This window comes from Streptococcus infantis, assembly GCF_019929575.1.
GTDB lineage: Bacteria > Bacillota > Bacilli > Lactobacillales > Streptococcaceae > Streptococcus > Streptococcus infantis_L.
Genome location: NZ_JAHZPU010000003.1, coordinates 66,898 through 88,298 on the forward strand (window position 1 = coordinate 66,898; position 21,401 = coordinate 88,298).

At 40.1% G+C, this 21,401-nt stretch carries 38 protein-coding genes; all 38 read left to right on the top strand.

The genetic code is table 11. The features are described from left to right. Nucleotides 1–4: 4 nt before the first annotated feature. The 38 genes from K1I67_RS02155 (at nucleotide 5) to jag (ending at nucleotide 21,364) form a co-directional block, all read left to right on the top strand. Nucleotides 5–145 carry a hypothetical protein gene (locus K1I67_RS02155; RefSeq protein WP_000521611.1) on the top strand — a complete coding sequence of 47 codons (141 nt, stop codon included), beginning with the start codon at nucleotides 5–7 and terminating at the stop codon, nucleotides 143–145. Between the two features lie 37 nt (nucleotides 146–182). Next, on the top strand, nucleotides 183–683 hold the full coding sequence (locus tag K1I67_RS02160) for a GNAT family N-acetyltransferase (RefSeq protein WP_223338588.1): 501 nt from the start codon (nucleotides 183–185) through the stop codon (nucleotides 681–683). 5 nt (nucleotides 684–688) lie between these two features. Continuing rightward, nucleotides 689–1,285, top strand: a complete 597-nt coding sequence (nrdG, locus tag K1I67_RS02165; protein ID WP_223338589.1) for an anaerobic ribonucleoside-triphosphate reductase activating protein — start codon at nucleotides 689–691, stop codon at nucleotides 1,283–1,285. Beyond that, complete coding sequence (locus K1I67_RS02170) at nucleotides 1,282–1,905, top strand: uridine kinase family protein (protein WP_223338590.1); 624 nt, start codon at nucleotides 1,282–1,284, stop codon at nucleotides 1,903–1,905. The genes nrdG and K1I67_RS02170 overlap by 4 nt, the downstream gene beginning before the upstream one ends. Nucleotides 1,906–2,170: 265 nt before the next feature. Further along, nucleotides 2,171–2,479 (top strand): 30S ribosomal protein S10, encoded by a 309-nt coding sequence (gene rpsJ / locus K1I67_RS02175; RefSeq protein ID WP_003009585.1) that lies wholly within the window; start codon nucleotides 2,171–2,173, stop codon nucleotides 2,477–2,479. 216 nt (nucleotides 2,480–2,695) lie between these two features. After that, complete coding sequence (rplC, locus tag K1I67_RS02180; RefSeq protein ID WP_000160197.1) at nucleotides 2,696–3,322, top strand: 50S ribosomal protein L3; 627 nt, start codon at nucleotides 2,696–2,698, stop codon at nucleotides 3,320–3,322. 24 nt (nucleotides 3,323–3,346) lie between these two features. Next, nucleotides 3,347–3,970: a 50S ribosomal protein L4 gene (gene rplD, locus K1I67_RS02185; protein ID WP_000024549.1), complete on the top strand. Its 624-nt coding sequence runs from the start codon at nucleotides 3,347–3,349 to the stop codon at nucleotides 3,968–3,970. After that, nucleotides 3,970–4,266: a 50S ribosomal protein L23 gene (locus K1I67_RS02190; protein ID WP_001055347.1), complete on the top strand. Its 297-nt coding sequence runs from the start codon at nucleotides 3,970–3,972 to the stop codon at nucleotides 4,264–4,266. The genes rplD and K1I67_RS02190 overlap by 1 nt, the downstream gene beginning before the upstream one ends. Nucleotides 4,267–4,283: 17 nt before the next feature. Next, complete coding sequence (rplB, locus tag K1I67_RS02195) at nucleotides 4,284–5,117, top strand: 50S ribosomal protein L2 (protein WP_223338591.1); 834 nt, start codon at nucleotides 4,284–4,286, stop codon at nucleotides 5,115–5,117. Nucleotides 5,118–5,219: 102 nt separating this feature from the next. After that, entirely contained in the window at nucleotides 5,220–5,501 is a 282-nt protein-coding gene (gene rpsS, locus K1I67_RS02200; RefSeq protein WP_000533766.1) for a 30S ribosomal protein S19, read from the top strand. Between the two features lie 11 nt (nucleotides 5,502–5,512). Beyond that, on the top strand, nucleotides 5,513–5,857 hold the full coding sequence (gene rplV, locus K1I67_RS02205) for a 50S ribosomal protein L22 (protein ID WP_000818137.1): 345 nt from the start codon (nucleotides 5,513–5,515) through the stop codon (nucleotides 5,855–5,857). Nucleotides 5,858–5,869: 12 nt separating this feature from the next. Further along, nucleotides 5,870–6,523, top strand: a complete 654-nt coding sequence (gene rpsC / locus K1I67_RS02210) for a 30S ribosomal protein S3 (protein WP_000529936.1) — start codon at nucleotides 5,870–5,872, stop codon at nucleotides 6,521–6,523. Nucleotides 6,524–6,526: 3 nt separating this feature from the next. Continuing rightward, nucleotides 6,527–6,940, top strand: a complete 414-nt coding sequence (gene rplP, locus K1I67_RS02215; RefSeq protein WP_000960948.1) for a 50S ribosomal protein L16 — start codon at nucleotides 6,527–6,529, stop codon at nucleotides 6,938–6,940. Nucleotides 6,941–6,949: 9 nt separating this feature from the next. Continuing rightward, complete coding sequence (gene rpmC, locus K1I67_RS02220; protein WP_000772918.1) at nucleotides 6,950–7,156, top strand: 50S ribosomal protein L29; 207 nt, start codon at nucleotides 6,950–6,952, stop codon at nucleotides 7,154–7,156. A 24-nt stretch (nucleotides 7,157–7,180) separates the two neighbouring features. Then, nucleotides 7,181–7,441 carry a 30S ribosomal protein S17 gene (gene rpsQ, locus K1I67_RS02225; RefSeq protein ID WP_000440801.1) on the top strand — a complete coding sequence of 87 codons (261 nt, stop codon included), beginning with the start codon at nucleotides 7,181–7,183 and terminating at the stop codon, nucleotides 7,439–7,441. 25 nt (nucleotides 7,442–7,466) lie between these two features. After that, complete coding sequence (gene rplN, locus K1I67_RS02230) at nucleotides 7,467–7,835, top strand: 50S ribosomal protein L14 (RefSeq protein WP_000616548.1); 369 nt, start codon at nucleotides 7,467–7,469, stop codon at nucleotides 7,833–7,835. Nucleotides 7,836–7,907: 72 nt separating this feature from the next. Then, nucleotides 7,908–8,213: a 50S ribosomal protein L24 gene (gene rplX / locus K1I67_RS02235; RefSeq protein WP_000497691.1), complete on the top strand. Its 306-nt coding sequence runs from the start codon at nucleotides 7,908–7,910 to the stop codon at nucleotides 8,211–8,213. Nucleotides 8,214–8,236: 23 nt separating this feature from the next. Further along, on the top strand, nucleotides 8,237–8,779 hold the full coding sequence (gene rplE, locus K1I67_RS02240; protein ID WP_000013542.1) for a 50S ribosomal protein L5: 543 nt from the start codon (nucleotides 8,237–8,239) through the stop codon (nucleotides 8,777–8,779). A 17-nt stretch (nucleotides 8,780–8,796) separates the two neighbouring features. Beyond that, nucleotides 8,797–8,982: a type Z 30S ribosomal protein S14 gene (locus K1I67_RS02245; RefSeq protein ID WP_001085697.1), complete on the top strand. Its 186-nt coding sequence runs from the start codon at nucleotides 8,797–8,799 to the stop codon at nucleotides 8,980–8,982. 213 nt (nucleotides 8,983–9,195) lie between these two features. Continuing rightward, the gene (gene rpsH / locus K1I67_RS02250) at nucleotides 9,196–9,594 is read left to right on the top strand and encodes a 30S ribosomal protein S8 (protein ID WP_000245504.1); all 399 of its coding nucleotides are present in this window, start codon (nucleotides 9,196–9,198) and stop codon (nucleotides 9,592–9,594) included. A gap of 187 nt (nucleotides 9,595–9,781) precedes the next feature. Next, the gene (gene rplF, locus K1I67_RS02255) at nucleotides 9,782–10,318 is read left to right on the top strand and encodes a 50S ribosomal protein L6 (RefSeq protein ID WP_000086625.1); all 537 of its coding nucleotides are present in this window, start codon (nucleotides 9,782–9,784) and stop codon (nucleotides 10,316–10,318) included. Between the two features lie 83 nt (nucleotides 10,319–10,401). Next, a complete protein-coding gene (rplR, locus tag K1I67_RS02260) occupies nucleotides 10,402–10,758 on the top strand; it encodes a 50S ribosomal protein L18 (protein WP_000624044.1) in 357 nt (118 codons plus the stop codon). A gap of 17 nt (nucleotides 10,759–10,775) precedes the next feature. Beyond that, the gene (gene rpsE, locus K1I67_RS02265) at nucleotides 10,776–11,270 is read left to right on the top strand and encodes a 30S ribosomal protein S5 (protein ID WP_000874203.1); all 495 of its coding nucleotides are present in this window, start codon (nucleotides 10,776–10,778) and stop codon (nucleotides 11,268–11,270) included. Between the two features lie 13 nt (nucleotides 11,271–11,283). Next, a complete protein-coding gene (gene rpmD / locus K1I67_RS02270; RefSeq protein ID WP_000057241.1) occupies nucleotides 11,284–11,466 on the top strand; it encodes a 50S ribosomal protein L30 in 183 nt (60 codons plus the stop codon). Between the two features lie 145 nt (nucleotides 11,467–11,611). Further along, complete coding sequence (gene rplO, locus K1I67_RS02275) at nucleotides 11,612–12,052, top strand: 50S ribosomal protein L15 (protein ID WP_000766078.1); 441 nt, start codon at nucleotides 11,612–11,614, stop codon at nucleotides 12,050–12,052. Between the two features lie 12 nt (nucleotides 12,053–12,064). Continuing rightward, nucleotides 12,065–13,375 carry a preprotein translocase subunit SecY gene (gene secY / locus K1I67_RS02280; RefSeq protein WP_061863918.1) on the top strand — a complete coding sequence of 437 codons (1,311 nt, stop codon included), beginning with the start codon at nucleotides 12,065–12,067 and terminating at the stop codon, nucleotides 13,373–13,375. Between the two features lie 155 nt (nucleotides 13,376–13,530). Beyond that, complete coding sequence (locus K1I67_RS02285) at nucleotides 13,531–14,169, top strand: adenylate kinase (RefSeq protein WP_223338592.1); 639 nt, start codon at nucleotides 13,531–13,533, stop codon at nucleotides 14,167–14,169. 117 nt (nucleotides 14,170–14,286) lie between these two features. Further along, the gene (infA, locus tag K1I67_RS02290) at nucleotides 14,287–14,505 is read left to right on the top strand and encodes a translation initiation factor IF-1 (protein WP_001029883.1); all 219 of its coding nucleotides are present in this window, start codon (nucleotides 14,287–14,289) and stop codon (nucleotides 14,503–14,505) included. Nucleotides 14,506–14,529: 24 nt separating this feature from the next. Then, nucleotides 14,530–14,646 (top strand): 50S ribosomal protein L36, encoded by a 117-nt coding sequence (rpmJ, locus tag K1I67_RS02295; RefSeq protein WP_001808836.1) that lies wholly within the window; start codon nucleotides 14,530–14,532, stop codon nucleotides 14,644–14,646. A gap of 17 nt (nucleotides 14,647–14,663) precedes the next feature. After that, the gene (gene rpsM, locus K1I67_RS02300) at nucleotides 14,664–15,029 is read left to right on the top strand and encodes a 30S ribosomal protein S13 (RefSeq protein ID WP_000090783.1); all 366 of its coding nucleotides are present in this window, start codon (nucleotides 14,664–14,666) and stop codon (nucleotides 15,027–15,029) included. A gap of 17 nt (nucleotides 15,030–15,046) precedes the next feature. Further along, the gene (rpsK, locus tag K1I67_RS02305; protein WP_001118385.1) at nucleotides 15,047–15,430 is read left to right on the top strand and encodes a 30S ribosomal protein S11; all 384 of its coding nucleotides are present in this window, start codon (nucleotides 15,047–15,049) and stop codon (nucleotides 15,428–15,430) included. A 42-nt stretch (nucleotides 15,431–15,472) separates the two neighbouring features. Further along, nucleotides 15,473–16,408, top strand: coding sequence for a DNA-directed RNA polymerase subunit alpha (locus K1I67_RS02310; protein WP_223338593.1), 936 nt, complete (start codon nucleotides 15,473–15,475; stop codon nucleotides 16,406–16,408). An 11-nt stretch (nucleotides 16,409–16,419) separates the two neighbouring features. Then, the gene (gene rplQ / locus K1I67_RS02315) at nucleotides 16,420–16,806 is read left to right on the top strand and encodes a 50S ribosomal protein L17 (RefSeq protein WP_000331493.1); all 387 of its coding nucleotides are present in this window, start codon (nucleotides 16,420–16,422) and stop codon (nucleotides 16,804–16,806) included. 468 nt (nucleotides 16,807–17,274) lie between these two features. Then, a complete protein-coding gene (locus K1I67_RS02320) occupies nucleotides 17,275–17,541 on the top strand; it encodes an ACT domain-containing protein (protein ID WP_223338594.1) in 267 nt (88 codons plus the stop codon). Between the two features lie 8 nt (nucleotides 17,542–17,549). After that, complete coding sequence (locus tag K1I67_RS02325; RefSeq protein ID WP_223338595.1) at nucleotides 17,550–18,887, top strand: PFL family protein; 1,338 nt, start codon at nucleotides 17,550–17,552, stop codon at nucleotides 18,885–18,887. Between the two features lie 329 nt (nucleotides 18,888–19,216). Then, nucleotides 19,217–19,588, top strand: coding sequence for a ribonuclease P protein component (gene rnpA, locus K1I67_RS02330; RefSeq protein ID WP_223338596.1), 372 nt, complete (start codon nucleotides 19,217–19,219; stop codon nucleotides 19,586–19,588). Beyond that, nucleotides 19,563–20,384 carry a YidC/Oxa1 family membrane protein insertase gene (locus tag K1I67_RS02335; RefSeq protein ID WP_223338597.1) on the top strand — a complete coding sequence of 274 codons (822 nt, stop codon included), beginning with the start codon at nucleotides 19,563–19,565 and terminating at the stop codon, nucleotides 20,382–20,384. Before rnpA ends, K1I67_RS02335 begins: the two co-directional genes overlap by 26 nt. Nucleotides 20,385–20,398: 14 nt before the next feature. Continuing rightward, nucleotides 20,399–21,364, top strand: a complete 966-nt coding sequence (gene jag / locus K1I67_RS02340) for an RNA-binding cell elongation regulator Jag/EloR (protein WP_049548843.1) — start codon at nucleotides 20,399–20,401, stop codon at nucleotides 21,362–21,364. Nucleotides 21,365–21,401: the final 37 nt, after the last annotated feature.

Here is a 21,401-nt window from a genome sequence, read left to right on the forward strand (position 1 = left end):
TAGAATGGGAAAATATCAATTAGATGATAAGGGCAAGGCCTTGGTACAACGATTCCACGAAAAGCATTCAAAGGGTGGAGTTAATAAAAAAGACCGAGTGGCTAGCCTTAGAGAGCAATTTTTAAATAAGAATAAGAAAAAGTGAGAGTCTGCTCTCGCTTTTCTCTTAGTTGGAGGTAAAGATGATACTACGCAGACCGACATTGGCAGATAAAGAAACAGTTTTAGAGATGATGGCAGAGTTTGAACAGAGTCAGTCAGCCCATGATGGCGGATTTTGGGACGCTGAGGGTTTTTCTTACGAGAAATGGTTAGAAACTAACCTGAATAAAGAAATGGGAATAAACTTGCCTGAAAATCGCGTTCCATCAATTCAGTTCGTATTGTTTGATGAATCAGACCATGCTTTAGGTTTTTTAAATTTACGATTGAGACTAAATGAGGGGTTGCTGAATTATGCTGGCCACATTGGCTACTCCATTCGTCCATCAGAAAGAGGTAAGGGCTACGCCAAAGAGTCCCTCCGCCAAGGTTTACAAATTGCCAAGGAAAAGAATATCCATCGGGCTCTGGTGACTTGTAGCACAGAAAATCCAGCAAGCCGAGCTGTTATCTTAGCTAATGGTGGAGAGTTGGAGGATGTTCGAAATGGAACGGAGCGCTATTGGATAGAGTTGGAGTAGAAAGCATGACATGGAATACACCAAAACCAGGCGAGTGGAAGAGTGAGGAGCTTAGTCAAGGGCGTATCATTGACTATAAGGCTTTTAACTTTGTGGATGGAGAAGGGGTGCGCAATTCTCTCTATGTAGCAGGCTGTATGTTTCACTGTGAAGGTTGCTACAATGTAGCTACCTGGTCTTTTAATGCAGGAATTCCTTATACGCCAGAATTGGAAGAACAAATCATGGCAGACTTAGCCCAGCCCTATGTTCAAGGATTGACTTTGTTAGGAGGAGAGCCATTCCTCAATACAGGTATTCTTTTGCCCCTTGTAAAACGCATTCGAAAGGAATTGCCAGAAAAAGACATCTGGTCTTGGACAGGCTACACTTGGGAAGAAATGATGCTGGAAACTCCAGATAAGCTAGAACTCTTATCATTGATTGACATCCTTGTCGATGGACGGTATGATAAAAGCAAGCGTAATCTCATGCTACAGTTCCGTGGCTCTTCCAACCAACGGATTATCGATGTGCAAAAATCTCTCCAAAGTGGAGAGGTAGTCATTTGGGAGAAACTAAACGATGGGAAAGAAAGCTATGAACAGGTGAAGAGAGAATGAAGAAAAAAGAGTTAATAGAAAGACTAGTATCAGAAATAGAGTTGGGAAAAGTAAAAACACTGGGTATCTACGGTCACGGCGCTTCAGGAAAATCAACTTTTGCTCAGGAATTATATCAAGCCCTAGATTCTACTACAGTAAATTTGCTAGAAACAGATCCCTATATCACCTCAGAACATTACCTAGTAGTACCAAAGCAAGCACCTGATCAAAAGGTGACAGCCTGTCTGCAAGTGGCGCATGAACTGGCAAGTTTGCAGAGAGACATCCTAGCCTTACAGGCGGGTATGGATGTCTTGACAATCGAAGAACCTTGGAAGGCTAGCGAGATCTTATCGGGAGCAAAACCAATTCTGATAGTCGAAGGGATGTCTGTAGGTTTTCTACCAAAGAAACTCTTTGATAAAACTGTTTGTTTCTACACGAATGAAGAGACAGAATTAAAGAGACGTCTAGCTCGAGATACGACTGTGAGAAATGGCGATGCATCCTTTATATTGGCTAGTCAGCAAATGAGACGAGAACAGTATCTGCAATACTATAAAGAAACCGAGTCAAAAGCGGATATCTTGATAAACCAATCAAATGATAAATTTCAGATCAAAACGAATATTATATAGAAGAAAAAATAAAAATTTACTCTTCATTTATGCTTTTTTGAGATAAGGAGCGATAAGAAAACATTTTCATTTGAAAAATTAAAAAAATCTTAATAAATCCCTTGCAATAGCAGGGGATTTGTGTTATTCTATTATGGTGCTGTAAATTACAGCCTTAGCTTTGATGCAAGAGGTTGCGACACGCTCGGTTGCATTGCCACGCAACGCGCGTCGGTTTTCTTGTGGAGCTAGCCTATTATCTTAAATAGACGAAAAGGAGAAAAAGATGGCAAACAAAAAAATCCGTATCCGTTTGAAAGCTTACGAACACCGTACGCTTGACACAGCGGCTGCTAAAATCGTAGAATCAGCTACTCGTACAGGTGCACAAGTTGCGGGTCCAATCCCACTTCCAACTGAGCGTAGCCTCTACACAATTATTCGTGCGACTCACAAATATAAAGATTCTCGCGAACAATTCGAAATGCGTACACACAAACGTTTGATCGATATCATCAACCCAACTCAAAAAACAGTTGACGCTTTGATGAAATTGGATCTTCCAAGTGGTGTAAACGTAGAAATCAAACTTTAATCTAAAATATAAAAGAGCAGAAGCTGGTGTTTCAATTTAATTGAACACGGGCTAAACTCGGTGTGAAAAAGATAAACCTCCTAGTGTCTGCAAGACACTGCGTCAGTTTCCTATTTTCACTTTGAGTTTGACGCCCTTTGTATCTTAGACTTGAGCATAAAAAACGCTCGTTAAAAACTTTTTGAATAAAAAATATAGAAAAGGAACTATTTTCTCATGACAAAAGGAATCTTAGGGAAAAAAGTGGGAATGACTCAAATCTTCACTGAAGCTGGCGAATTGATCCCTGTAACAGTTATTGAAGCAACTCCAAACGTTGTCCTTCAAGTTAAAACTGTTGAAACAGACGGTTACAACGCTATCCAAGTTGGTTTCGATGACAAACGCGAAGTATTGAGCAACAAACCTGCTAAAGGACATGTAGCAAAAGCTAACACGGCTCCTAAGCGCTTCATTCGTGAATTCAAAAACGTTGAAGGCTTGGAAGTTGGTGCTGAAATCACAGTTGAAACTTTCGCAGCTGGAGATGTTGTTGACGTAACTGGTACTTCTAAAGGTAAAGGTTTCCAAGGTGTTATCAAACGCCACGGACAATCACGTGGACCTATGGCTCACGGTTCTCGTTACCACCGTCGTCCAGGTTCTATGGGACCTGTTGCACCTAACCGCGTATTCAAAGGTAAAAACCTTGCAGGACGTATGGGTGGTGACCGTGTAACAATTCAAAACCTTGAAGTTGTACAAGTTGTTCCAGAAAAGAACGTTATCCTTATCAAAGGTAACGTACCAGGTGCTAAGAAATCTCTTATCACTATCAAATCAGCAGTTAAAGCTGGTAAATAATAAGGAAAGGGGAATACAGTCAAAATGGCAAATGTAACATTATTCGACCAAACTGGTAAACAAGCGGGCGAAGTTGTTCTTAACGATGCAATCTTTGGTATCGAACCAAACCAATCTGTTGTGTTTGATGTCATCATCAGCCAACGTGCTAGCCTTCGTCAAGGAACTCACGCTGTTAAAAACCGTTCAGCCGTTTCAGGTGGCGGACGCAAACCATGGCGTCAAAAAGGAACTGGACGTGCTCGTCAAGGTTCTATCCGCTCTCCACAATGGCGTGGTGGTGGAATCGTCTTCGGACCAACTCCACGTAGCTATGCGTACAAACTTCCTCAAAAAGTTCGTCGCCTTGCGCTTAAATCTGTTTACTCAGAAAAAGTTGCTGAAAACAAATTTGTAGCCGTTGATTCTCTTGAATTTACAGCTCCAAAAACTGCTGAATTTGCAAAAGTTCTTGCAGCTTTGAGCATCGATTCTAAAGTCCTTGTTATTCTTGAAGAAGGAAACGAATTCGCAGCTCTTTCAGCTCGTAACCTTCCAAACGTGAAAGTTGCGACTGCTACAACTGCAAGTGTTCTTGACATCGCAAATAGTGACAAACTTCTTGTTACTCAAGCAGCTATCTCTAAAATCGAGGAGGTTCTTGCATAATGAATTTGTATGATGTTATCAAAAAACCTGTTATTACTGAAAGCTCAATGGCTCAACTTGAAGCAGGCAAATATGTATTTGAAGTTGACACTCGTGCGCACAAACTTTTGATCAAGCAAGCTGTTGAAGCTGCTTTCGAAGGTGTTAAAGTTGCAAATGTTAACACAATCAACGTAAAACCTAAAGCTAAACGTGTTGGACGTTACACTGGTTTTACTAACAAAACTAAAAAAGCTATCATCACTCTTACAGCTGATTCAAAAGCAATCGAGTTGTTTGCTGCTGAAGCTGAATAATCTAAGGAGGAAATATCGTGGGAATTCGTGTTTATAAACCAACAACAAACGGTCGCCGTAATATGACTTCTTTGGATTTCGCTGAAATCACAACAAGCACACCAGAAAAATCATTGCTTGTTGCTTTGAAGAACAAGGCTGGTCGTAACAACAACGGTCGTATCACAGTTCGTCACCAAGGTGGTGGACACAAACGTTTCTACCGTTTGGTTGACTTTAAACGTAACAAAGATAACGTTGAAGCAGTTGTTAAAACTATCGAGTACGATCCAAACCGTTCTGCAAACATCGCTCTTGTACACTACACTGACGGTGTGAAAGCATACATCATCGCTCCAAAAGGTCTTGAAGTTGGACAACGTATCGTTTCAGGTCCTGAAGCAGATATCAAAGTAGGTAACGCTCTTCCACTTGCTAACATCCCAGTTGGTACTTTGGTCCACAACATTGAGTTGAAACCAGGTCGTGGTGGTGAATTGGTTCGTGCTGCTGGAGCTTCTGCTCAAGTATTGGGACAAGAAGGTAAATACGTTCTTGTTCGTCTTCAATCAGGCGAAGTTCGTATGATTCTTGGAACTTGTCGTGCTACAGTTGGTGTTGTCGGAAACGAACAACATGGACTTGTAAACCTTGGTAAAGCAGGACGTAGCCGTTGGAAAGGTATCCGCCCAACAGTTCGTGGTTCTGTAATGAACCCTAACGATCACCCACACGGTGGTGGTGAAGGTAAAGCACCAGTTGGTCGTAAAGCACCATCAACTCCATGGGGCAAACCTGCTCTTGGTCTTAAAACTCGTAACAAGAAAGCGAAATCTGACAAACTTATCGTTCGTCGTCGCAACGAGAAATAATTTAAAACTAGTAGCATAAGCGCTAGATGATCCGCCAGCTCGGTAGCGCTCTTAGGGAGCGCAAGCCGCTGTGGTACAACATTTAAAGGAGAAAAAATAAAAATGGGACGCAGTCTTAAAAAAGGACCTTTCGTCGATGAGCATTTGATGAAAAAAGTTGAAGCTCAAGCTAATGACGAAAAGAAAAAAGTTATCAAAACTTGGTCACGTCGTTCAACGATCTTCCCAAGTTTCATTGGTTACACTATCGCAGTTTATGATGGACGTAAACACGTACCTGTTTACATCCAAGAAGACATGGTAGGTCACAAACTTGGTGAATTCGCACCAACTCGTACTTACAAAGGTCACGCCGCAGACGACAAGAAGACACGTAGAAAATAAGGAGAACATAAATGGCAGAAATTACTTCAGCTAAAGCAATGGCTCGCACAGTACGTGTTTCACCTCGTAAATCACGTCTTGTTCTTGACAACATCCGTGGTAAAAGCGTAGCCGATGCAATCGCAATTTTGACATTCACTCCAAACAAAGCTGCTGAAATCATCTTGAAAGTTTTGAACTCAGCTGTAGCTAACGCTGAAAACAACTTTGGTTTGGATAAAGCTAACTTGGTAGTATCTGAAGCATTCGCAAACGAAGGACCAACTATGAAACGTTTCCGTCCACGTGCGAAGGGTTCAGCTTCACCAATCAACAAACGTACAGCTCACATCACTGTAGCTGTTGCAGAAAAATAAGGAGGTAAAATCGTGGGTCAAAAAGTACATCCAATTGGTATGCGTGTCGGCATCATCCGTGATTGGGATGCCAAATGGTATGCTGAAAAAGAATACGCGGATTACCTTCATGAAGATCTTGCAATCCGTAAATTCGTTCAAAAAGAACTAGCTGACGCAGCAGTTTCAACTATCGAAATCGAGCGCGCAGTAAACAAAGTTAACGTTTCACTTCACACTGCTAAACCAGGTATGGTTATCGGTAAAGGTGGTGCTAACGTTGATGCACTCCGTGCTAAACTTAATAAATTGACTGGAAAACAAGTACACATCAACATCATCGAAATCAAACAACCTGATTTGGATGCTCACCTTGTAGGTGAAGGAATTGCTCGACAATTGGAGCAACGTGTTGCTTTCCGTCGTGCACAAAAACAAGCAATCCAACGTGCTATGCGTGCTGGAGCTAAAGGAATCAAAACTCAAGTATCAGGTCGTTTGAACGGTGCAGATATCGCCCGTGCTGAAGGATACTCTGAAGGAACTGTTCCACTTCACACACTTCGTGCAGATATCGATTACGCTTGGGAAGAAGCAGACACTACATACGGTAAACTTGGTGTTAAAGTATGGATCTACCGTGGTGAAGTTCTTCCAGCTCGTAAAAACACTAAAGGAGGTAAATAACCAATGTTAGTACCTAAACGTGTTAAACACCGTCGTGAATTCCGTGGAAAAATGCGCGGTGAAGCTAAAGGTGGTAAAGAAGTAGCATTCGGTGAATACGGTCTTCAAGCTACAACTAGCCACTGGATCACTAACCGCCAAATCGAAGCTGCTCGTATCGCCATGACTCGTTACATGAAACGTGGTGGTAAAGTTTGGATTAAAATTTTCCCACACAAATCATACACAGCAAAAGCTATCGGGGTTCGTATGGGATCTGGTAAAGGGGCACCTGAAGGTTGGGTAGCACCAGTTAAACGTGGTAAAGTAATGTTTGAAGTTGCTGGTGTATCTGAAGAGATCGCTCGCGAAGCGCTTCGTCTTGCAAGCCACAAATTGCCAGTTAAATGTAAATTCGTAAAACGTGAAGCAGAATAAGGAGAAGGCATGAAACTTAATGAAGTAAAAGAATTTGTTAAAGAACTTCGTGGTCTTTCTCAAGAAGAACTCGCGAAGCGCGAAAACGAATTGAAAAAAGAATTGTTTGAACTTCGTTTCCAAGCTGCTACTGGTCAATTAGAACAAACAGCTCGCTTGAAAGAAGTTAAAAAACAAATCGCTCGTATCAAAACAGTTCAATCTGAAGCGAAATAATAGACTAGGGAAGGAGAAATTTCAATGGAACGCAATAATCGTAAAGTTCTTGTTGGACGTGTTGTATCTGACAAAATGGACAAGACAATCACAGTTGTAGTTGAAACAAAACGTAACCACCCAGTCTATGGTAAACGTATTAACTACTCTAAAAAATATAAAGCACATGATGAAAACAATGTTGCCAAAGAAGGCGATATCGTACGTATCATGGAAACTCGTCCGCTTTCAGCTACAAAACGTTTCCGTCTTGTAGAAGTCGTTGAAGAAGCGGTTATCATCTAATCAAACCTGAAAGGAGAAAACTGAAATGATTCAAACAGAAACTCGTTTGAAAGTCGCAGACAACAGCGGTGCACGCGAAATCTTGACTATCAAAGTTCTTGGTGGTTCTAAACGTAAATTTGCGAACATCGGTGATGTTATTGTGGCATCTGTAAAACAAGCTACTCCTGGTGGTGCGGTTAAAAAAGGTGACGTTGTTAAAGCAGTTATCGTTCGTACTAAATCAGGTGCTCGTCGTGCTGATGGTTCATACATCAAGTTTGACGAAAACGCAGCAGTTATCATCCGTGAAGATAAAACTCCTCGCGGAACACGTATCTTTGGCCCAGTTGCACGTGAATTGCGTGAAGGTGGCTTCATGAAGATCGTGTCACTTGCTCCAGAAGTACTTTAATTAATAAAAACAAACACAGTCCCCTGGCCTAGCCAGGGTGCCCATTGGGCGTAAGAATAAAAGGAGAAAAAAATGTTTGTAAAAAAAGGCGACAAAGTTCGCGTAATCGCTGGTAAAGATAAGGGAACAGAAGCTGTTGTCCTTACTGCCCTTCCAAAAGTAAATAAAGTTATCGTTGAAGGTGTTAACATCGTTAAGAAACACCAACGTCCAACTAACGAGCTTCCTCAAGGTGGTATCATCGAGAAAGAAGCAGCTATCCACGTATCAAACGTTCAAGTTTTGGACAAAAATGGTGTAGCTGGTCGTGTTGGTTACAAATTTGTAGACGGTAAAAAAGTTCGCTACAACAAAAAATCAGGCGAAGTGCTTGATTAATCACGAAGGAAAGGAGAAGTATAATGGCAAATCGTTTAAAAGAAAAATATCTTAATGAAGTAGTTCCTGCTTTGACAGAACAATTCAACTACTCATCAGTGATGGCTGTGCCTAAAGTAGATAAGATCGTTTTGAACATGGGTGTTGGTGAAGCTGTATCAAACGCTAAAAGCCTTGAAAAAGCTGCTGAAGAATTGGCGCTTATCTCAGGTCAAAAACCACTTATCACTAAAGCTAAAAAATCAATCGCCGGCTTCCGTCTTCGTGAAGGTGTTGCGATCGGTGCAAAAGTTACCCTTCGTGGTGAACGTATGTACGAATTTTTGGACAAATTGGTTTCAGTTTCACTTCCACGTGTACGTGACTTCCACGGAGTTCCAACAAAATCATTTGATGGACGCGGAAACTACACACTTGGTGTGAAAGAACAATTGATTTTCCCAGAAATCAACTTTGATGACGTTGACAAAACTCGTGGTCTTGACATCGTTATCGTAACTACTGCTAACACTGACGAAGAGTCACGTGCATTGCTTACAGGCCTTGGAATGCCTTTTGCAAAATAATATAGGAGGTAAATCTAATGGCTAAAAAATCAATGATTGCTAAGAACAAACGTCCAGCGAAGTTCTCTACTCAAGCTTATACTCGTTGTGAAAAATGTGGTCGTCCACATTCAGTTTACCGCAAGTTTAAACTTTGCCGTGTTTGCTTCCGTGAATTGGCATATAAAGGTCAAATCCCTGGTGTAACAAAAGCATCTTGGTAATATCATGATACAAAGAGCGTAACAACCCCAGCAAAAATAGGAGATTTGGTGCAGGAGCGATGCTCCAAGACAAATCTATCTTTTTTGCCCAGGTTGTAGCTCGTGTTCAAATGAGAGTTATCTTGTTTGAATGTGTCAATACTATCTGAGCCCAGCTCAATCATTAACTAGCAAGTGCAACTTGCAAACTACTAGTAAGAGGAGAAAAATAAAATGGTTATGACTGACCCAATCGCAGACTTCCTAACTCGTATTCGTAACGCTAACCAAGCAAAACACGAAGTACTTGAAGTACCTGCATCAAACATCAAAAAAGGGATTGCAGAAATCCTTAAACGCGAAGGTTTTGTTAAGAACGTAGAAATCATCGAAGATGACAAACAAGGCATCATCCGTGTATTCCTTAAATACGGACCAAACGGTGAAAAAGTTATCACAAACTTGAAACGTGTTTCTAAACCAGGACTTCGTGTCTACAAAAAACGTGAAGACCTTCCAAAAGTACTTAACGGTCTTGGAATTGCTATCCTTTCAACTTCTGAAGGTTTGCTTACTGATAAAGAAGCACGCCAAAAGAACGTTGGTGGTGAGGTTATCGCTTACGTTTGGTAATATTTAGCTCCCAATTTCTTTGTGACTCGTCGTTATCGTCTCTTGCCTAACCCAAAGTTATGCCTGCGAGACGATGCCTAGATTCACTTTGAAATTAAAACCTAAATATTCCTTTAAATCGAGAAATCGATTTAACCCCGTGAAAACTGGCCAACATGGCCTGACAATTTAACAGGAGAATAAAAACATGTCACGTATTGGTAATAAAGTTATCGTGTTGCCTGCTGGTGTTGAAATCACTAACAATGACAACGTTGTAACTGTAAAAGGACCTAAAGGAGAACTTACTCGTGAGTTCTCAAAAGATATTGAAATTCGTGTGGAAGGTACTGAAGTAACTCTTCACCGTCCAAACGATTCAAAAGAAATGAAAACTATCCACGGAACTACTCGTGCTCTTTTGAACAACATGGTTATTGGTGTATCAGAAGGATTCAAGAAACAACTTGAAATGCGTGGGGTTGGTTACCGTGCACAACTTCAAGGATCAAAACTTGTTTTGGCTGTTGGGAAATCACATCCAGACGAAGTTGAAGCTCCAGAAGGAATTACTTTTGAACTTCCAAACCCAACAACAATCGTTGTTAGCGGAATTTCAAAAGAAGTAGTTGGTCAAACAGCTGCTTACGTACGTAGCCTTCGTTCACCAGAACCATACAAAGGTAAAGGTATCCGTTACGTTGGCGAATATGTTCGTCTTAAAGAAGGTAAAACAGGTAAATAATATTGAGTGGTTGATTTTCAACCACCAATACTATTTCCAACTTTGTGCATAGCACACGATTTAAAACTAAAGAGGTGAAAACTGTGATTTCTAAACCAGATAAAAACAAACTCCGCCAAAAACGCCACCGTCGCGTTCGCGGAAAACTCTCTGGAACTGCTGATCGCCCACGTTTGAACGTATTCCGTTCTAATACAGGCATCTACGCTCAAGTTATTGATGACGTAGCGGGTGTAACGCTCGCAAGTGCTTCAACTCTTGACAAAGAAGTTTCAAAAGGAACAAAAACTGAACAAGCCGTTGCTGTCGGTAAACTCGTTGCAGAACGTGCAAACGCTAAAGGTATTTCAGAAGTGGTGTTCGACCGCGGTGGATATCTATATCACGGACGTGTGAAAGCTTTGGCTGATGCAGCTCGTGAAAACGGATTGAAATTCTAATAGGAGGACACTAGAAAATGGCATTTAAAGACAATGCAGTTGAATTAGAAGAACGCGTAGTTGCTGTTAACCGTGTTACTAAAGTTGTTAAAGGTGGACGTCGTCTTCGTTTTGCAGCTCTTGTAGTCGTTGGTGACCACAATGGTCGCGTAGGATTTGGTACTGGTAAAGCTCAAGAAGTTCCAGAAGCAATCCGCAAAGCAGTAGAAGATGCTAAGAAAAACTTGATCGAAGTTCCTATGGTTGGAACAACAATCCCACACGAAGTTATTTCAGAATTCGGTGGAGCTAAAGTATTGTTGAAACCTGCTGTAGAAGGTTCTGGAGTTGCCGCTGGTGGCGCTGTTCGTGCCGTTATCGAGTTGGCAGGTGTGGCTGATGTTACATCTAAATCTCTTGGCTCAAATACTCCAATCAACATTGTTCGCGCAACTGTTGAAGGTTTGAAACAATTGAAACGCGCTGAAGAAGTTGCTGCCCTTCGTGGTATCTCAGTTTCTGATTTGGCATAAGAAAGGGGATAAAATGGCTCAAATTAAAATTACTTTGACTAAGTCTCCAATCGGACGCATTCCATCACAACGTAAAACTGTTGTAGCACTTGGACTTGGCAAATTGAACAGCTCTGTTATTAAAGAAGATAACGCTGCAATCCGTGGTATGATCACTGCAGTATCTCACTTGGTAACAGTTGAAGAAGTAAACTAATTAAATTTTAGGGGATGTGCAGTATACCATCCCCTAAAACTAGATATAGTCATCTAAGATGACAATGTATAGGCGAGTTGATAGGAGAGACAACCTTTTCTCTCTTATCGGCGCTAGCATTTTACAAAAGAGGAGAAAATATAAAATGAAACTTCATGAATTGAAACCTGCAGAAGGTTCTCGTAAAACTCGTAACCGTGTTGGTCGTGGTACTTCATCAGGTAACGGTAAGACATCTGGTCGTGGTCAAAAAGGTCAAAAAGCTCGTAGCGGTGGCGGAGTTCGCCTTGGTTTTGAAGGTGGACAAACTCCATTGTTCCGTCGTCTTCCAAAACGTGGATTCACTAACATCAACGCTAAAGAATACGCAATTGTTAACCTTGACCAATTGAACGTCTTTGAAGATGGTGCAGAAGTAACTCCAGTTGTTCTTATCGAAGCAGGAATTGTTAAAGCTGAAAAATCAGGTATCAAGATTCTTGGTAACGGTGAGTTGACTAAGAAATTATCTGTAAAAGCAGCTAAATTCTCTAAATCAGCTGAAGAAGCTATCACTGCTAAAGGTGGTTCAGTAGAAGTCATCTAAGAGAGGTGACCTATGTTTTTTAAATTATTGAGAGAGGCCTTCAAAGTCAAGCAAGTTCGATCAAAAATTCTTTTTACAATTTTTATCGTTTTTGTCTTCCGTATCGGGACTAGTATTACTGTTCCATGGGTGAATGCCAATAGCTTGAATGCTTTGAGTGGTTTATCTTTTCTAAATATGTTAAGTTTGGTGTCTGGTAATGCCATGAAAAACTTCTCAGTTTTTGCACTTGGTGTTAGTCCATACATTACCGCTTCTATCGTTGTCCAACTCTTACAAATGGATCTATTACCGAAGTTTGTGGAGTGGGGCAAACAAGGGGAAGTTGGTCGTAGAAAGTTGAATCAAGCAACTCGTTATATTGCCCTTGTTCTTGCATTCGTGCAATCTATAGGGATTACCGCTGGTTTTAATGCTTTATCTGGAGCTAAACTCTTGACTGTTCCTCTAACACCACAAGTTTTCCTTGTGATTGGAGGGATCCTAACAGCAGGTAGTATGATTGTTACTTGGTTGGGTGAACAGATTACTGATAAGGGATATGGGAATGGTGTTTCTATGATCATCTTCGCAGGTATTGTTGCTTCAATTCCTGATATGATCAAGGGCATCTATGTAGACTATTTTGTCAACGTACCAAGTGACCGCTTGAACTCATCTCTCATTTTTGTAGGAATTTTAATCATAGCCGTTTTGTTGATTATCTATTTCACAACATATGTTCAACAAGCTGAATATAAGATACCAATTCAGTATACCAAGGTAGCACAAGGAGCACCGTCGAGTTCCTATCTTCCATTGAAGATTAACCCTGCTGGAGTTATTCCAGTTATCTTTGCTAGCTCGATTACAGCAGCACCAGCAGCAATTTTACAATTTGTAAGTGCATCTGGTCTTGATTGGGCTTGGGTACGTAGTGCTCAGGAGTTACTATCTACAACAGCCCCAACAGGTATCGCTTTGTACGCTCTGTTGATTATACTCTTTACATTCTTCTATACATTTGTACAGATTAATCCAGAGAAAGCCGCAGAGAATTTACAAAAGAGCGGTGCTTACATTCATGGTGTCCGTCCTGGTAAAGGGACTGAAGAATATATGTCAAAACTTCTTCGTCGTCTTGCTACAGTCGGATCGCTCTTCCTTGGTGTGATTTCTATTTTACCAATTGTAGCTAAGGATGTTTTTGGTCTTTCAGAAGCTGTTGCTTTTGGGGGAACCAGTCTCTTAATCATTATCTCAACAGGTATTGAAGGAATTAAACAGTTGGAAGGATATTTATTGAAACGAAAATATGTAGGTTTCATGAATACAACAGAATAATTGTAATAGAAAAGAAAATTCACTATTGCTCAGAGAGTGGAGTTTAAAAATCAAAGACCTGGTCAGATTTTTATCTCCTCTCTTCTATTTTGTTTTTAAATAGGAGTTGAAATGAATTTTTGCTTCTATTTAAAAACAAAAAAGGAGTTTCAATCATGAATCTTTTGATTATGGGCTTACCTGGTGCAGGTAAGGGTACACAAGCAGCAAAAATTGTTGAACAATTTCATGTTGCTCATATCTCAACTGGTGATATGTTCCGTGCGGCAATGGCTAATCAAACTGAAATGGGTGTATTAGCTAAGTCTTATATCGACAAAGGCGAATTGGTTCCAGATGAAGTTACAAATGGAATCGTAAAAGAACGTCTTTCGCAAGATGACATTAAAGAAACTGGTTTCTTGTTGGACGGGTATCCTCGTACAATTGAGCAAGCTCATGCATTGGATAAAACTTTGGCTGAATTAGGAATTGAGCTTGAAGGTGTTATTAACATTGAAGTAAATCCAGATTGTCTTTTAGAGCGTTTGAGTGGTCGTATCATTCACCGTGAAACTGGTGAAACTTTCCATAAAGTTTTCAACCCACCAGTTGACTACAAAGAAGAAGACTACTATCAACGTGAAGATGACAAACCTGAAACAGTAAAACGTCGTTTGGATGTTAATATTGCCCAAGGTGAACCAATTATTGCCCACTATCGTGCTAAGGGTTTGGTGCATGATATCGAAGGTAATCAAGATATCAACGATGTATTTGCAGATATCGAAAAAGTATTGATAAAATTGAAATAAAAGCGTTTTTCATGCTTGCAAAATGTCTCTACAAATGTTATACTGAATTAGTCTGACTTATAATTGTTGTCTCTGTGTCTAGAGGCATCAAATCGAAATTTATGGAGGTGCTTTTGCGTGGCAAAAGACGATGTGATTGAAGTTGAAGGCAAAGTAGTTGATACTATGCCGAATGCAATGTTTACGGTTGAACTTGAAAATGGACATCAGATTTTAGCAACAGTTTCTGGTAAAATTCGTAAAAACTATATTCGTATTTTAGCGGGAGATCGTGTTACTGTCGAAATGAGTCCATATGACTTGACGCGTGGACGTATCACTTACCGCTTTAAATAATCGAAAAACTTGGAGGGATAAGAAATGAAAGTAAGACCATCGGTCAAACCAATTTGCGAATACTGTAAAGTGATTCGTCGTAATGGTCGTGTTATGGTAATTTGCCCAGCAAATCCAAAACACAAACAACGTCAAGGATAAGATAGAAAGGAGAAAACATGGCTCGTATTGCTGGAGTTGACATTCCAAATGACAAACGCGTAGTAATTTCATTGACTTATGTGTACGGTATCGGACTTCCAACATCTAAGAAAATCTTGGCAGCTGCTGGAATTTCAGAAGATGTACGTGTTCGCGATCTTACACCAGATCAAGAAGATGCTATCCGTCGTGAAGTGGATGCAATCAAAGTTGAAGGTGACCTTCGTCGTGAAGTTAACTTGAACATCAAACGTTTGATGGAAATCGGTTCATACCGTGGTATCCGTCACCGTCGTGGACTTCCTGTCCGTGGACAAAACACTAAAAACAACGCTCGCACTCGTAAAGGTAAAGCTGTTGCGATTGCTGGTAAGAAAAAATAATATAGGAGGTAAAAGTCTTGGCTAAACCAACACGTAAACGTCGTGTGAAAAAGAATATCGAATCTGGTATTGCTCATATTCACGCTACATTTAATAACACTATTGTTATGATTACTGATGTGCATGGTAATGCAATTGCTTGGTCATCAGCTGGTGCTCTTGGTTTCAAAGGTTCTCGTAAATCTACACCATTTGCTGCTCAAATGGCTTCTGAAGCTGCTGCTAAATCTGCACAAGAACACGGTCTTAAGTCAGTTGAAGTTACTGTTAAAGGTCCAGGTTCTGGTCGTGAGTCAGCTATTCGTGCTCTTGCTGCCGCTGGTCTTGAAGTAACAGCAATTCGTGATGTGACTCCAGTGCCACACAATGGTGCTCGTCCTCCAAAACGTCGCCGTGTATAATCATAACCTTACACTGCTTTTCGTTTAAGAGGGAGTAACTAAATGATCGAGTTTGAAAAACCAAATATAACAAAAATTGATGAAAATAAAGATTATGGCAAGTTTGTAATCGAACCGCTTGAACGTGGTTACGGTACAACACTTGGTAACTCTCTTCGTCGTGTACTTCTAGCTTCTCTTCCAGGGGCTGCTGTAACATCTATCAATATCGAAGGTGTATTGCATGAATTTGATACAGTTCCGGGTGTTCGCGAAGACGTGATGCAAATCATTCTGAACATCAAAGGTATTGCAGTAAAATCTTACGTTAAAGACGAAAAGATCATTGAACTAGATGTGCAAGGTCCTGCTGAAATTACAGCTGGAGATATCTTGACAGATAGCGACATTGAAATTGTAAATCCAGATCATTATCTCTTTACAATCGGTGAAGGTTCTTCTCTAAAAGCGACAATGACTGTTAACAGTGGTCGTGGATATGTACCTGCTGATGAAAACAAAAAAGATAATGCACCAGTTGGAACACTTGCTGTAGATTCTATTTATACACCAGTTACAAAAGTCAACTATCAAGTTGAACCTGCTCGTGTAGGTAGCAATGATGGTTTCGACAAATTAACCCTTGAAATCTTGACTAATGGAACAATTATTCCAGAAGATGCTTTAGGGCTTTCAGCACGTATCTTGACAGAGCACCTTGATTTGTTTACAAATCTTACAGAGATTGCTAAGTCAGCAGAAGTGATGAAAGAAGCTGATACTGAATCGGACGACCGTATCTTGGAACGTACGATTGAGGAACTTGACTTGTCTGTGCGTTCATACAACTGTTTGAAACGTGCCGGTATCAACACTGTGCATGATTTGACAGCAAAATCTGAAGCAGAGATGATGAAAGTAAGAAATCTTGGACGCAAGAGTTTGGAAGAAGTGAAAGTCAAACTCATTGATTTGGGTCTTGGATTAAAAGATAAATAAAGGAGGAATAAATGGCTTACCGTAAACTAGGACGCACTAGCTCACAACGTAAAGCAATGCTTCGCGATTTGACAACTGACCTTTTGATCAACGAATCAATCGTAACTACAGAAGCTCGTGCTAAAGAAATCCGTAAAACTGTTGAAAAAATGATTACTCTAGGTAAACGTGGTGATTTGCATGCACGTCGTCAAGCAGCTGCTTTCGTACGTAATGAAATCGCATCTGAAAACTATGATGAAGCAACTGATAAGTACACTTCTACTACAGCACTTCAAAAATTGTTCTCAGAAATCGCACCTCGTTATGCTGAACGTAACGGTGGATACACTCGTATCCTTAAAACTGAACCACGTCGTGGTGATGCAGCGCCAATGGCGATCATCGAATTAGTATAAAATCATCAATTTTGTTGAGTGTTATGATGATGGAGTCTTGTGCTCTTAGTCTAGCTCTGGTCTACCGCTAGGACTTATGTCCTAGCGGGAACACTCATCATAAGATGATAAGGTAGACGCTTGTTTACGAAATTGTTTTTTACTTAAGAACAATTTCGTAAGCAGGCGTTTTTGAGTATTTTATTAAGAAATATGCTATACTATTGAAAAAGAAAATCAACAATGTTCATTTTTTCAAAAATATTCTATAAAGAAGTTATGAGCCGATATATTATCAGTTTCAAGTTTTAAACTAGTGAGTTAACAAAAAAGATACTAGCCAGGCACAAGATCTTCTATGAGATTTTGTTAGGATTTCAACTTGAAGAATTGTTCGCTATTAAGTGTTTAGTAGTTACTCTGTCCCCTTTTTTCATTTTATTTTTGTCTGAAATGGATATCGTGCTGTGTTAGAAATGGAGTTTAATCATGAAGGCTATTATTACAGTTGTAGGTAAAGATAAGTCTGGTATTGTTGCGGGTGTCGCATCAAAAATAGCAGAGTTAGGCTTAAATATCGATGATATTTCACAAACAGTTTTAGATGAATTTTTTACAATGATGGCAATTGTTAGCAGTGATGAAAAACAAGATTTCACTTATCTTAGAAGTGAATTTGAAACTTTTGGACAGTCTTTGAATGTTAAAATTAATATTCAAAGTGCAGCTATTTTTGATGCTATGTACAATATCTAGGAGGGGTTATGGATATTAGACAAGTTACCGAAACAATCGCAATGATTGAGGAGCAGAACTTCGACATTAGAACCATTACCATGGGAATTTCTCTTTTAGACTGTATTGATCCTGATATTCATCGTGCTGCAGATAAAATATATGAAAAGATTACTACAAAAGCGGCTAATCTAGTTGCAGTTGGTGATGAAATCGCTGCGGAATTGGGCATTCCCATCGTAAATAAACGTGTGTCCGTAACTCCAATTTCCTTGATTGGTGCTGCTACAGATGCAACAGACTATGTCCCGTTAGCCAAAGCTTTGGACAGAGCTGCTAAGGAAATTGGCGTTGATTTCATTGGTGGTTTTTCAGCCTTGGTACAAAAGGGTTATCAAAAAGGTGATGAAATCCTCATCAATTCCATTCCTCGTGCCTTAGCAGAAACGGATAAGGTTTGTTCATCTGTAAATATTGGTTCTACTAAGTCGGGTATCAATATGACTGCAGTAGCGGATATGGGGCGAATTATCAAGGAAACAGCTTTTCTTTCTGATATGGGTGCTGCTAAATTAGTTGTATTTGCCAACGCGGTAGAGGACAATCCTTTTATGGCAGGTGCCTTCCATGGAGTAGGTGAAGCAGATGTCATCATTAATGTAGGTGTTTCAGGGCCGGGTGTTGTCAAACGTGCCTTAGAAAAGGTTCGTGGTCAGAGTTTTGATGTTGTAGCAGAAACTGTTAAAAAGACAGCCTTCAAGATTACACGTATTGGTCAATTAGTCGGACAGATGGCTAGTGAGCGTCTTGGAGTTGATTTTGGAATTGTCGATCTGAGCTTGGCTCCAACCCCAGCAGTGGGGGATTCTGTAGCTCGTGTTCTTGAAGAAATGGGACTTGAGACTGTTGGAACACATGGAACGACTGCTGCCTTGGCTCTTTTGAACGACCAAGTTAAGAAGGGCGGAGTTATGGCCTGCAACCAAGTGGGTGGTTTATCAGGTGCCTTTATCCCAGTTTCTGAGGACGAGGGGATGATTGCTGCTGTGCAAAATGGCTCCCTTAATTTGGAAAAACTAGAAGCTATGACGGCTATCTGTTCAGTTGGTTTGGATATGATTGCCATTCCTGAGGATACACCTGCAGAAACGATTGCCGCTATGATTGCGGATGAAGCTGCTATCGGAGTCATCAATATGAAAACAACAGCTGTACGTATTATTCCAAAAGGAAAAGAAGGCGATATGATTGAGTTTGGTGGGCTTTTAGGAACAGCGCCGGTCATGAAAGTCAATGGTGCATCGTCTGTTGATTTCATTGCTCGTGGAGGACAAATCCCAGCTCCAATCCATAGTTTTAAAAATTAAAAAGAAATTGAATCTGTTTAAGTTGAGTTTAAGGATAGACAGGTATACTACAATCATTAAATAAAGACCTCCTAACTTTATTTAATAGAAATCCTAACTTTTTCATAATAATCTCCTACAAAAGTCACTCCAAAGGGTGACTTTTGTTTTTTCTGATCAGAAATGAGCAGACCAGTCCGTCCAAATTTAAGAAATTTTTGAAAAAAGATGATGATTTTAGAGTGAAATTAGTCTTTTCATTAGGTAAACATGGGCTAAAACCTTGCTATTATTGGCTTTTTGAAAAATTATGGTATAATAGTACTAGTTTTAATAGATGGAGTTGAATTTTGAAAAAACGCTTTCGTGTAAAAAAAGAGAAAGATTTTAGTGCAATATTTAAAGAAGGGAAGAGTTTTGCTAATCGTAAATTTGTTATTTATCGATTAGAAAATGATGAGCAGCATTTTCGAGTTGGTCTGTCTGTCAGCAAAAAATTGGGAAATGCTGTTACGAGGAATCAGATCAAAAGAAGGATTCGACATATTCTGATTGAATATAAAAATCAGCTGGTTGAAAACGTAGATTTTGTTGTGATTGCTCGAAAAGGTGTCGAAATCTTGGAATACGCGGAAATGGAAAAAAATCTTCTTCACGTATTAAAGTTATCAAAGATTTACCAGGAAGGAATTGGGAGTGAAAAAGAAATTACAGTTGACTAGCTTAATGGTGCTTGCTTTATTTGTGATGAGCGCCTGCACAGCTAGTGGAACGACTAGTGAGATTACAGCTGAATCAACAGATTTTTGGAGTAGATTTGTTTATTTTTTTGCTGAAATCATTCGCTTTTTATCATTTGATACAAGTATTGGTCTGGGGATTATTTTATTTACCCTTCTAATCAGAACCATTCTTTTACCAGTCTTTCAGATACAAATGGTGGCATCTAGAAAGATGCAAGAAGTACAACCACTGGTTAAGGAGTTGCGAGAACGTTATCCGGGACGGGATATGGAGAGCCGTACCAAGTTGGACCAAGAAATGCGTCAGTTGTTCAAGCAACATGGTGTCAAACAGTCAGCTTCTCTTTGGCCAATCTTAATCCAAATGCCAGTCTTGTTGGCCTTGTTCCAAGCTTTGAGTAGGGTAGAATTTCTAAAAACGGGTCATTTCTTATGGATTAACCTTGGTGGTGTTGATACGACTTTCGTTTTGCCTATTTTGGCAGCTATCTTTACTTTCCTTAGTACCTGGTTATCCAATAAGGCCATGGTTGAGAAAAATGGCGCCATGACAGGAATGATGTATGCAATGCCAGTCATGATTTTCTTCTTTGCCATGTATTCACCAAGTGGGGTTGCCTTATACTGGGCGGTATCCAATGCTTATCAGGTGCTCCAAACCTATCTGCTCAACAATCCATACAAGATTATTGCAGAGCGTGAGGCGGGAGTACAGGCTAAGAAGGATTTAGAAATCAAGAAGAGAAAAGCTCTCAAGAAAGCACAGAAAAAGTAAGGAGGAATCTTGTAATGGTATTATTTACAGGTTCAACTGTTGAGGAAGCGATCCAAACGGGATTGAAGGAATTGGGGATTCCTAGAATGAAGGCGCATATCAAGGTTGTCTCAAGGGAGAAAAAAGGTTTCTTTGGTCTTTTTGGGAAGAAACCAGCGCAAGTTGATATCGAAGCAATTAGTGAGACAACTGTTGTGAAGGCAAATCAGCAAGCAGTCAAAGGAGTTCCAAAGGAAGTTAATGCTAAGAACGAACCCGTTAAGACTGTTAGTGAGGCAACAGTAGACTTAGGTCATGTTGTTGAAGCAATCAAGAAAATCGAGGAAGAAGGACAAGGGATCTCTGAAGAGGTTAAGGCCGAAATTCTAAAAAATGAGAAAGAGGCTAGTACAATTTTAGAGGAGACTGGTCATATTGCCATTCTAAAAGATTTACTGCCAGAAGAATCTAAAGAGCAGGAAGAGCAGGAAGAAGTCGAGCAGAATGATGATTTAGAAAATCTAGGTTTGAAGATTGAACCGACCTATGATATTGACCAGGTGGTCGAAGAAGTGACCAACTATGTTCAAGGTATTATTGATGATATGGATGTTGAGGGAGCAATCTCAAGCACTTCAAATCGTCGTTCTATCAATATGCAAATTGATACCAATGAACCGGGTCGTATTATCGGTTACCATGGTAAGGTTTTGAAATCTCTCCAACTTTTAGCGCAAAATTATCTTTATAACCGCTATTCAAGAACCTTCTATATTACCATCAATGTTAATGATTATGTAGAACACCGTGCAGAAGTCTTGCAGAGCTATGCACAGAAGTTAGCTACACGTGTCCTAGAAGAGGGGCGTAGTCAGGTGACTGATCCAATGTCTAGCAGCGAACGCAAAATCATCCATCGCATTATTTCACGTATGGAGGGTGTTACTAGTTACTCAGAAGGTGATGAGCCAAATCGTTACGTTGTGGTTGATACAGAATAATCAAAGCAAAATCAGGGGCACCCTGATTTTTTGCTAG